Origin of the sequence: Paraburkholderia sp. C35 (assembly GCF_003121405.1) — a bacterium.
GTDB lineage: Bacteria > Pseudomonadota > Gammaproteobacteria > Burkholderiales > Burkholderiaceae > Paraburkholderia.
Window position 1 is genome coordinate 19,506 of the sequence record NZ_QBUY01000109.1, and the last position, 11,340, is coordinate 30,845.

Genomic DNA, 11,340 nt, shown 5'->3' on the forward strand with positions numbered 1-11,340 from the left:
TGCGCGCCGTGCGGTATCGGGGTTAGGCGCGCAACGCTTTCGACACTGTCGGTTTCTGATGGATCACGCAAATGGCTATCAACTTTGACAATCGTTATACGGACGTCAGTTCGGACGAGATGCACCTGACGGATTATCTGCAGGCCATCATCGCGAACTGGAAGTCCATTCTGCTGATCCCGCTGGCCGTCACGGCACTGGGCGCTGCGTACGCATTCATCGCGACGCCCGTCTATCGCGCGGACGTGCTGTTCCACGTGGTCGACAAGACCGATAACAACAACAAGCAGGACGGTCTTCAACCGCTGACAGGCATGTTCGACACGAAGCCGTCGACGGCAGCGGAAATCGAGTTGATGAAGTCACGGCTCGTGACGGAAGAAACCGTCAAGACGTTGCATCTCGACATCGCCGCGCGGCCGCACACGCTGCCGTTCGTAGGCGGGCTGCTCGCGCCGCTGATGAACGGCAAGTGGGGCTTCAAGCTGCCGCCGGCGCTGCAGCTGCCGAGCTACGCGTGGGGCAACGAAAACATCAAGGTGTCCCGCTTCGACACGGCGAAGGACATGTACGACAAGGACTTCACGCTGATCGCCGGCCAGAACGGCGACTTCGTGCTGAACAACCCCGACGGCGTCGCGATTCTCGAAGGCAAGGTCGGCGAGAACGTCGTGCGCGAAACGCCGGCCGGTCCGATCACGCTGCGTGTGGATGAAATGAACGGCGCGCCGGGCACGCGCTTCGACCTGACGCGTGCGTCCACGCTGACTACCGTCGAGCGTCTGCAGAAGGCGATGGATATCGGCGAATCGACGCTGCAATCGGGCGTGATCCGCGCGAGCCTCGAAGGGACCAATCCGAAGCTCACGGCCGACATCATGAACAGCATGGCCAATGAGTTCATCCGCCAGGACGTGGAGAGTCGTTCGTCGGAAGCCGAGCACATGCTAGCGTTCCTCGACCAGCAACTTCCGCAGCTGCGCAAGGAACTCGACGCCGCCGAGCAGCGCTACAACACGTTCCGCAACCAGCATGGCACGGTTGATCTGAGCGAAGAAAGCCGCCTGCTGCTGCAACAGATCGTCGATAACAAGACCAAGCTGGTCGATCTGCAGACGCAGCGTGCCGAGATGTCGCAGCGCTTCACGCCGAATCACCCGGCCGTGGCCGCGCTCGATGCGCAGATCGCAGCCTTGCAGGGCAACCTGTCGAAGATGGGCAAGAGCGTGCAGACGCTGCCCGACACCGAGCAGACGGCACTGCGCCTGTTGCGCGACGTGCATGTGAACACGGATCTGTACACCAACCTGCTCAACAGCGCGCAGCAACTGCGCATCGCGAAGGCGGGCCAGGTGGGCGACGTGCGCATCGTCGACTTCGCGGAAGCGGCCGACGACCCTGTGCGTCCGAAGCGCGTGCTGGTGATCCTGATCAGCTTCGGTGCGGGTCTCTTTATCGGCATCGTGTTCGCCTTCGTGCGCAAGACGCTGTATGGCGGCGTCGAACGTCCGGACGAACTGGAAGCCGCGCTCGGCGTGCCCGTGTTTGCCGTGGTGCCGCGCAGCGAGCAGCAGATTCGCCTGCAGCAGGACGTGATGATGCGCCGCCGTGGCCTGCACGTGCTGGCCGAACAGGCGCCGCAGGACATCGCCGTGGAAGGCGTGCGCAATCTGCGCACCTCGCTGCAACTGACCGTCGACGACAAGCAGAACAACGTCGTGATGCTGACGGGCTCGCGCCCCGATGCGGGCAAGTCGTTCCTGTCGGTGAACCTGTCGGCGCTGGTGGCATCGACGGCCAAGCGCACGCTGGTGATCGACGGCGACATGCGGCGCGGCGACGTGCATTCGCACTTCGGCCTGCAGCATCAGCCGGGTCTGTCGGACGTGCTGCGCGGCGGCGATCTGCAATCGTCGATCCAGCGCGAAGTGCTGCCGGGCCTCGACGTGCTCACCAAGGGCTCGCTGCCATCGCATCCGTCCGAACTGCTGATGAGCAAGCGCTTCGAGACGATGCTCGCGGAGCTGAAGAACCAGTACGACCTGATCATCATCGATACGCCGCCCGTGCTGGCGGTGACGGATTCGACCGTGATCGGCAAGCACGTCGGCACGACGTTGCTCGTGATTCGCCATGGACGCCATCCTGTGGGCGAGCTGTCGGAAACCGTGAAGCGGCTGCGCAATGGCGGTGTGGATTTGCAGGGGGTGTTGTTGACCGACGTGCCGCAGGCGGGCGCTTTCATCGGCTCGGGTTATCGCGGCGGCTACTACGGGTACGAGAGTATTGCAGGCTAAACGCATGGGACGGATGTGAGGCGCACAGCGCCCACCCGATTCCACTCAGGAGAATACGATGACTCGAAAGGTTGCCTTGATTACCGGGATTACTGGCCAGGACGGCTCATACCTGGCCGAGCTGTTGATCGACAAGGGCTACGAGGTGCATGGCATCAAGCGTCGCTCGTCGTTGTTCAACACCGACCGGATCGACCACCTTTATCGCGATGTCCACGACCCGGATCAGCGCCTGCAACTGCATCACGGCGATCTGACGGATTCGACCAGCCTCACGCGCATCATCCAGCGCGTGAAGCCGGACGAAGTCTATAACCTCGCGGCGCAAAGTCACGTTGCCGTGTCGTTCGAAGAACCGGAATACACAGCCAATGCCGACGGCCTCGGCACGCTGCGTATCCTCGAAGCGATCCGCATTTGCGGCTTCGAGAAGAAGACACGCTTCTATCAGGCATCGACGTCCGAACTGTACGGTCTCGTGCAGGAAGTGCCGCAGCGCGAAACCACACCGTTCTATCCGCGCAGCCCGTATGCCGTCGCGAAGCTGTTCGCGTACTGGACCACGGTCAACTATCGCGAAGCGTATGGCATCTACGCGTGTAACGGCATTCTGTTCAATCACGAGTCGCCCGTGCGCGGCGAAACGTTCGTGACGCGCAAGATCACGCGCGCCATCGCGCGTATTGCGGTCGGCCTGCAGGAAGAACTGTACCTGGGCAATCTGTCGGCGTTGCGCGACTGGGGTCATGCGCGCGATTACGTCGAGATGCAATGGATGATGCTGCAGCAGGAAGTCGCCGAAGACTTCGTGATCGCGACAGGCGTGCAGTACAGCGTGCGCGAATTCGTGCAGCGTGCGGCGGCGGAACTGGGCATCACGGTGCGTTTCGAAGGCGAAGGCGTGCATGAAGTGGGCATCGTCGAGCATGTCGAGCGCCGCAACCGCAGCGAAATGCGCGTGCAGGCGGGCGATGTGATCGTACGCGTCGATCCGCGCTACTTCCGTCCGACGGAAGTGGAAACGCTGCTTGGCGATCCGGCGAAGGCGCATGAAAACCTGGGCTGGAAGCCGACCACGTCGTTCGAGTCGCTCGTCAAGGAAATGGTCGTGTCGGACTACCAGATCGCGCGGCGCGATGCACTCGTCACGCTGGCCGGCTTCAAGGCGCTGGAACATCACGAGTGACGCCCATGGACAAGAACGCACGTATCTTCGTCGCGGGGCATCGCGGGATGGTCGGCTCGGCGCTGGTGCGCCAACTCGAGGCGAGCGGCTATCGCAACCTCGTCACGCGCACGCACGCCGAACTCGATCTGACCGACCAGGCAGCGGTGAACCGCTTCTTCGAGAGCGAATCGATCGACGTGGTGCTGCTGGCGGCGGCGCGCGTCGGCGGCATTCTCGCGAATTCGACGCAGCCGGGCGAGTTTCTCTATGAGAACCTCGTGATCGAAACCAACGTGATTCACGCGGCGTATCGCGCGAATGTGGACCGGCTGGTGTTCTTCGGCTCGTCGTGCATCTATCCGAAGCTGTGTCCGCAGCCGATCCGCGAATCGTATCTGCTGACGTCGGAACTGGAGCCGACCAACGACGCCTACGCGATCGCGAAGATTGCCGGCCTCAAGCTGTGCGACGCGTACAACCGCGAGTACGGCACACGTTACGTCGCGCTGATGCCGACCAATCTCTACGGTCCGAACGACAACTACGACCTGAAGAACAGCCACGTGCTGCCCGCGCTGATCCGCAAGGCACATGAAGCGCGTCTGCATGGCGATGAATCGCTCAGCGTGTGGGGCAGCGGCACACCGCGCCGCGAGTTCCTGCACGTCGACGATCTCGCGGCGGCGACGCTCTTCGTGCTCGAGAACGACATCAACACGGGCGTATTCAACGTCGGTGTCGGCGAAGACCTGAGCATCCGTGAACTGGCGGAGACGATCTGCGACGTGGTCGGTTTCGAAGGCGAGTTGCAGTTCGACGCGAGCAAGCCTGACGGCACGCCGCGCAAGCTGCTCGACGTGTCGCAACTGGCACAGATGGGCTGGCGCGCGAGCATCGGCCTCGCGGACGGGATCGCGAATACATATCGCGAATTCGCCGCGAAGTACGAAGAGAAGTATGGAGACAAGCAGGGAGACATGCACGGCGCCGCTTACGCTGCACCTTCGTTCGCGATGGCCGCGCGTGCCTGATGACCGCTCCTGGTGACGGACGTTGCTCGGGACCGGGATTGGGCGACGTCCGTTCTTTTTTTGCCGGGGAAATCGACAGAGTTTGATCGAATGAGGACTGTAAGAAATGAGCGCGTCAGTCACGATCTTTCACAACGTTGTGTGGTCACGGCACAAGGGTGCTGTGTTCTCCGCGTTGCACAGCATCTCGGCCTCGGGAGCGATCAGCTACTCGATGGTGCAGATCGCTGACACGGAGCATGACCGGATCGGTTTCTCGGACGTCGACTATTCGTTTCATCGTTATCCGATGCACAAGCTGTTCGACGGCTGCTACGAGGACGTGCCGCGCGGCCGTCTGACTGTGCGCCTCGTCTGGGAAGTCCTGAAGGCGAAGTCGGACCTGATCGTGCTGCCGGGTTATCACCGCCCCGAATACTGGGCGATGCTCGCTGCCTGCATCGTCACGGGCAAGCGGCGTGCCGTGTTCTGCGATTCGACCGCGCGCGACCGGCCCAAGCGTCTGCTGACATCGATTCCGAAGCGCGTGTTCTTCGCGCTGTGCGACGGCTACTTCGGATTCGGCGAGCGCAGCCGCGACTATCTGGTGTCGCTCGGTGCGAAGCGCGAGAAGATTTTCATTCCGTGCCAGGCGGCTGCGCTGCCCGTCACGTTCTCGCCCGAGCGCGCACTCGCCGAGCGCGTGCAATACCGCGCGGGCAATGCGCCTGTGTTTCTGTTCGTCGGACGGCTGTCGGAAGAGAAGGGCATCACGACGCTGATCGACGCGTTCGCGGGCATTGCGAAGCGGTTGCCCGATCCGCAGTTGCGCATCGTCGGCACCGGGCCGCTCGAAGGCGAATTGCGCAAGCGCGTCACCGAGCTGGGCATGGACCGCTCGATTACGTTTGTCGGCAGCTTGCAGGATGAGCCGCTGTCGCGCGAATACTACGGCGCGACCTGCCTCGTGCTGCCGAGCCGCAGCGAACCGTGGGGACTGGTGGTCAACGAGGCGCTGGCGCACGGCTGCCCGGTGGTGATCAGCGAAAGCTGTGGCTGCGTGCCCGAACTGGTCCATGAGGGCGTCAGTGGCTACGCATTCACCGCAGGCGACGCCGCCGGTTTGCAGCGCACGATGCTCAAGGCAACGGAAGCATTCGCCGATGCCGACGCGTCGGCGCGAAGCTGCATGGACGTGATACGGCGCTTCGATCCGCCGTCAGCGGCGGCCAATATCGCGCGCGGCTGCGCGCTGATGCTGGGCGCGTAGATCGGCGGAACGCGCGGCTGCGGCGTGAGCGTGCCGGGCCGCGCGGGTACGGGGCGGCGCAGCGCAGTCGGCTGCCGCATGACGGACACTCGTCGTGGAAGTCACATATGAAGATTCTGATCTACGGTCTCAACTTCGCGCCGGAGCTGTCGGGCGCGGGCAAGTACACGGCAGAGATGGCCCACATGCTGACGGAAAGCGGCCATGAGGTACGTGTCGTGTGCGCGCCGCCGTACTACCCGGACTGGAAGGTCGCAGACGGCTACTCGATGTGGCGATATCGCCGCGACACGATCGGCGGCATGCGCGTCTGGCGCGCGCCGCTTTGGGTGCCGCCGCGGCCGAGCGGTCTGAAGCGGATGTTGCATCTCGCGTCGTTTGCGTTGTGTTCGCTTCCCTTGCTCGCCAGACAGGTCGCATGGCGCCCCGGTGCCGTGATCCTGATCGCGCCGACCATGGCTTGTGCGCCCGGCGCGCTGGCGCTGGCACGCGTGACGGGTGCCAAGGCATGGCTGCACGTGCAGGATTACGAAGTCGACGCCGCTTTCGATCTCGGCCTTCTGAAAAGCGCACGCGCGGCGCGCGCGGCCTACTGGATCGAGCGGGTCGTTCTCAAGCGCTTCGACGTCGTGTCGTCGATCACGGGCCAGATGGTGGAGCGCGCCGTCAGCAAGGGCGTCGACCGGACCAGGACCGAGTTCCTGCCGAACTGGGTCGATACGCGCCACATCTTCCCGCTCGATCGCGTGAGCGAATATCGCGAGACACTCGGCATTCCGGCCAGTCACACGGTCGTGCTCTACTCGGGCGCCATCGGTGCAAAGCAGGGCATCGAAACGCTCGCGGACGCAGCGGCCGCGCTCGCGGCTCGCGATGACATCACCTTCGTGTTTTGCGGCAACGGCGGCGGGCGCGCCGATCTCGTCAAGCGTTGCGAAGGCTTGAGCAATTGCCGCTTCCTGCCGTTGCAGCCGGTGTCGTCGTTGAACGAGTTGCTGAACATCGCCGATATTCACGTGCTGCCGCAGCGCAGCGATGCCGCCGATCTCGTGATGCCGTCGAAGCTGACGGGCATGCTGGCGAGCGGTCGCGCCGTGATCGCGATGGCGCGTCCGGACACGGCGCTCTATGAAGCCGTTTCGAACAACGGCGTGATCGTGCCGCCGGAAGATACGGCCGCGCTGGTCGATGCCATCGCGGCGCTGGCCGAAGATGACGCGCGGCGCGCTGCCATCGGCGCGGCAGGACGACGTTACGCGGAAACGATGCTGTCGCCGCTGTCCACGCTGCTGACACTCGATACGCGGCTTGCGCTGCTGACGGGCGGGGTTGCAGCGGCATCGGCGGGCGCGTCTGCGTCCACCGTCGATGCGACGGGCGCCGGTGTGCCGGGTGCAGCACCCGTGGCGACGCCGTTGGGCAATGGGCCCATCCTGTCGGCGCGGGTCGAGGAATCAGAGGTGGAGTGAAGTGAGCGGCGGGGCCAATGCGTGACACAACGCGCGCAATGACACGAAGGCCGCTTGCGAACCGGATCGTGTGGTTCGCAAGCGGCCTTCGGTCTTACCGTCGGGAGCCTGGGTCGGATCTGCTCGGGGCTTATGGTGTTACCGGGTCAGCGCATGCAGCGTTACCACGGCGACTTGTAGATGTCTTTGCCGGCGCGCTCGCTGTACGGGTTGCCATAAACGGCACCCCCACCTGCGTTGACGTCATTCACGGCGGCTGCGCGTTGCACGCCGGCCCCGCCGCCTGCGACGTTACCGGCGCCAGCGCCAGCCCCTGCTGCACCTGCACGAGCCGGTCGACGGATCGCGCCGCCGGCAGCAGGCGCCGCGCCATCGGCGCCGCCCGCGGTGGGACCGCCCATTGCCTGCGTGTTCGGCTTGGCGACGCGCATGCGCTCGCTGTTGAGCAGGGCGTCGCGTTGCGTATCGGGCGTCGCGCCGCTCATGTCGTAAGCGCCCGCCGCCGTCGACGGACCGCCCAGCAGACGTTGCGCGTCTTCCTGCGAACGCTGCGCGGCCGACTTGCGCACCGGCGCGTCATTGCCGTTGCCATTGTCCTTGTTCGCGCCGGCGTTCTGCCCGTTGCCTTGCGCGGGATTGTTCTGGGCGTGCGCATGCGGCATCAGTGCCAGCGCGGACACCAGCGCGGCGGCGAGCAGCACGCGTGGCAGCACACGCGAGGTCAGTCCGAAGTGCAGCGTACGCGTGGGCGCCGGATCGTGCCGTTGCCGCGAGCGGGAATGCGAAGCCATGGTCGTGTTCCTCCTGCCATGCATCATGGAGCTTGCTGTCATGTTGATACGGACACTCTGCTTCGATCCGCCAAAATTCCGCACGACGCGGACAGCGGACCGCCACAGGCGCACGCGGGCCAGATAATCGTTCAAAGACAAGGCACGTTGCGCGTAGGGAATAACGGGGTTCATCTGACCGTTGAGACCAGATCATGTGGACAGCGCAGTGCCTTCACCGACGGGAGAACACTATGGACAACACCTTCGGCTCCGCGATCCCAGCGGCTGCGCACGCTCAGGACGCTGACATGAAAGACCCGCATGCCGCGCCGCCTTCGCCTAATTCATCGGCGCCGGCATCGCCGCCGGGTCGCGTGATCGACCTGAGTCTCGCGGGCAAGGGCAACTACGTCGCGTCGCGCGGCTTCCTGATCGAGCTGATCTGGTTTTTTATCGAAGCGTGCGTGATCAACAACAAGCTGCTGCCCGTGTCGTCGGTGCGCGTCGCGCTGTTGCGGCTGTTCGGCGCGAAGATCGGCGCGAACTGCCGCTTCGTCCATCCTGTGCGCGTGAAGGCGCCGTGGAATCTCACGGTGGGCGATAACTGCTGGTTCGGCGTCGATGTGTGGCTGTATAACCAGGCGCCCATTCATATCGGCTCGAATGTCTGCATATCGCAAGGTAGCTTTCTGAGCGCCGGCTCGCATGACATGCGAACAAACATGGATTTGCGCGTCGCGCCCATCGTCATCGAGGACGGCGCGTGGATCTCGTCGAAGTGCGTGGTGCAGATGGGCGTGACGATCGGACGCTCGGCGGTGGTGACGCCCCTTTCCGTCGTGCACCGCTCGCTGAAAGCGGAAGGCGTGTATGGCGGCAATCCGTGCCGCTTTATCCGTACGCGCTTCGACACAGATGTGGCAAGCGCCTCATAACTTTCATCGGATGCATGCTTCTGTCTGCCGGAAGCGCGAAGTTGGCGGATAAACAGCCTTACTGAGAGCCATCATCCTACGTAAGCACTGGCCGGCGCGGGAACAAGGTATGCGGTCGCAGGCGGTTTGGCCCGTGCAAACCCACAGGGCGTTGCCGCATGACGAGCCTGGCTCGCGTGCGCGGCGGGGGGCCAGAACGGACCAGGCTTTTGAGCGGCCGTACGAACAGAACACAAGCTGGGAGCAGGGGATGTTTATCGATACCCGCAGTGTCGAGCAGGGCGTCGCTATGTCGACGACGGTATGCATCATCGGGGCAGGCGTCGCGGGTATTACGCTCGCGATGGAACTCGACCGCGCGGGCATCGACTGCGTCGTGCTCGAAAGCGGCGGCTACAAGGCCGACGACGAAACGCGCGATCTGTATCGCGGCGAAAACGTCGGCGTTCCCTACACATTCGCCGATGGCTGCCGCAGCCGCTATCTCGGCGGCAGCAGCAACTGCTGGGGCGGCTGGTGCCGTCCGCTCGATCCGTGGGATTTCGACAAGAAGGATTGGGTCGCGCACAGCGGCTGGCCGTTCGGTCTCGAAGAACTCGCGCCGTACTATCTGCGCACGCATGCGCTGCTCAAGCTCGGACCGCACAATTTCGATCCTGCGTGGTGGGAACAGCAGATCAATCGTCACGACGTGCGTCGTTATCCGCTGATGTCGGGCAATGTGCGCGACACGGTTTCGCAATTCAGCCCGCCTGTGCGCTTCGGCAAGGTGTATCGCGAGGTGTTGCGGCGCTCGGACCGCGTGCGGGTGTTCCTGAACGCGAACGTGGTGAACATCGACACCGATGCGCAAGCGACGGAAGTGACGGGCGTCGAAATCGCGACATTGACGGGCAAGCGCCTGCGCATGAATGCGAAGCTGTTCGTGCTGGCCACGGGCGGGATCGAGAATGCGCGGTTGCTGCTGGCATCGAACAAGGTGCAGACAGCAGGTCTGGGCAACGGCAACGATCTGGTGGGCCGTTACTTCATGGACCATCCCCGTCTGATGACGGCGACGGTGAAGTTCACGAAAGAGTGGTCGCGCAACAAGCTGTACGACATCAAGTACCACTATCAGAATCCTGCCGTCGCGGCGCATGGTCAGCATATCTCGTCACAGTTCGCGCTGACGTATGACGTGATCAAGCGTGAGAAGCTGCTTAATTCGCGTGTGTGGTTCTTCTCACGATTCTTTGGCGAGGGCAGTGCGGGTTCGGAAGCGCTGATCCGTTGCCGCGAGGCGTTGCATCGCAAGGAACAGCCGGGCCGCCGCGCGCGGGACGACTATATGACGATGGCGGCGCATCCTGTCGATACGATCGGCTTTGGTCTGACGCGACTGCTGCAATTGCGGGCGCTGATTTCGGATGTGAAGTTGCAGGCGATCGTCGAGGCGGAGCCGAATCCGGACAGCCGTGTTACGTTGTCGGATCGCAAGGATGCGCTTGGATTGCCGCGTGTGAAGGTGGACTGGCAGCTGACCGAACTGGTGCAGCGCACGTTCGATCGCACGTTCCAGTTGCTCGCCGATGAGCTGAAGATGATGGGCGTTGCCGAAGTCGAACTCGATGAACCGCTGACGGGCCGGTCGTCGTGGCCGGCGAAGCTCGAAGGCACCTGGCATCATATGGGCACGACCCGGATGCATGATTCGCCGCGCGAAGGTGTGGTGGATCGCGACTGCAAGATGCATGGGGTGAGTAATCTTTATGTGGCGGGGAGTTCGGTGTGTCCTACCGTGGGCGCTAATTTCCCGACTATCACTATTTCGGCGCTTGCCTTGAGGTTGGGGGAGCATATCGCTGCGCGGCTCGGGAAGCCTGATACGGCGACGATTCTGCCGATCGGAGAGGTGGCGGCGAGCATGCGGTTTGGTGGGGTTTCGAATGCTGAACTTGGCAAGTTGCCGATTGCCGCGCAGTCGCTGGTCAGGGCTGGGGGGAATGAGGCGATTTGAGGTTTTTGGTTTTGGGTTTTGGGTTTGCTGGCGCTGGTGTTTGAGGCTTCGGTTTTCGCTGGCATCCGCGATTTGCTGTTGCGCTGGCATCCGCGTTATGCCTCCGTACTTCATGCGTCGCCCCTGTGCGGGGCAGCACCTACTTTTCTTTGCCGCGGCAAAGAAAAGTAGGCAAAAGAAAGCCGCTGAACACCACCAGTTCTTGTAATTGCCTGCGGGTCCCCAGCCGGTCCTATCCTTCACACGGCATCCTTCCTGTCGATGCCCGTTGCCAACGCTCTTAAAGAGCGCATCACCCTCTTCAAGCACCCGCGTCACCGCGCACCTTACCCGTCAGTCCACGGCCGCCCAGGTGGCAAACGGTGTGTCGGCTGTCGCGCCTTATACGCTCCACTCCGGACTGAAAAGCAAAGGCGGTG

General features: G+C 63.3%; 8 protein-coding genes. 7 read left to right on the forward strand and 1 reads right to left on the reverse strand.

Annotation, left to right across the window (positions count from 1 at the left end; genetic code table 11):
- Positions 1 to 71 precede the first annotated feature (71 nt).
- The 5 genes from DK391_RS36885 to DK391_RS36905 all read left to right on the forward strand — a co-directional run bounded on the left by DK391_RS36885 (position 72) and on the right by DK391_RS36905 (position 7,214).
- A complete protein-coding gene (locus tag DK391_RS36885; RefSeq protein WP_109482938.1) occupies positions 72 to 2,297 on the forward strand; it encodes a polysaccharide biosynthesis tyrosine autokinase in 2,226 nt (741 codons plus the stop codon).
- Positions 2,298 to 2,355: 58 nt separating this feature from the next.
- On the forward strand, positions 2,356 to 3,483 hold the full coding sequence (gmd, locus tag DK391_RS36890; RefSeq protein WP_109482939.1) for a GDP-mannose 4,6-dehydratase: 1,128 nt from the start codon (positions 2,356 to 2,358) through the stop codon (positions 3,481 to 3,483).
- A gap of 5 nt (positions 3,484 to 3,488) precedes the next feature.
- A complete protein-coding gene (locus DK391_RS36895) occupies positions 3,489 to 4,496 on the forward strand; it encodes a GDP-L-fucose synthase (RefSeq protein ID WP_109482940.1) in 1,008 nt (335 codons plus the stop codon).
- Between the two features lie 106 nt (positions 4,497 to 4,602).
- Positions 4,603 to 5,745, forward strand: coding sequence for a glycosyltransferase family 4 protein (locus tag DK391_RS36900; RefSeq protein WP_109482941.1), 1,143 nt, complete (start codon positions 4,603 to 4,605; stop codon positions 5,743 to 5,745).
- A gap of 107 nt (positions 5,746 to 5,852) precedes the next feature.
- A complete protein-coding gene (locus tag DK391_RS36905) occupies positions 5,853 to 7,214 on the forward strand; it encodes a glycosyltransferase WbuB (RefSeq protein WP_109482942.1) in 1,362 nt (453 codons plus the stop codon).
- 161 nt (positions 7,215 to 7,375) lie between these two features.
- On the opposite strand, the gene DK391_RS36910 is transcribed toward DK391_RS36905, so the two are convergent.
- Entirely contained in the window at positions 7,376 to 8,005 is a 630-nt protein-coding gene (locus tag DK391_RS36910) for a hypothetical protein (protein ID WP_109482943.1), read from the reverse strand.
- A 290-nt stretch (positions 8,006 to 8,295) separates the two neighbouring features.
- On the opposite strand from DK391_RS36910, the gene DK391_RS36915 reads away from it, so the two are divergent.
- Together DK391_RS36915 and DK391_RS36920 are read left to right on the forward strand one after the other, a co-directional pair.
- Complete coding sequence (locus tag DK391_RS36915; protein ID WP_239483055.1) at positions 8,296 to 8,922, forward strand: DapH/DapD/GlmU-related protein; 627 nt, start codon at positions 8,296 to 8,298, stop codon at positions 8,920 to 8,922.
- Positions 8,923 to 9,172: 250 nt separating this feature from the next.
- The gene (locus DK391_RS36920) at positions 9,173 to 10,921 is read left to right on the forward strand and encodes a GMC family oxidoreductase (protein ID WP_109482945.1); all 1,749 of its coding nucleotides are present in this window, start codon (positions 9,173 to 9,175) and stop codon (positions 10,919 to 10,921) included.
- The last annotated feature ends 419 nt before the right edge of the window (positions 10,922 to 11,340 follow it).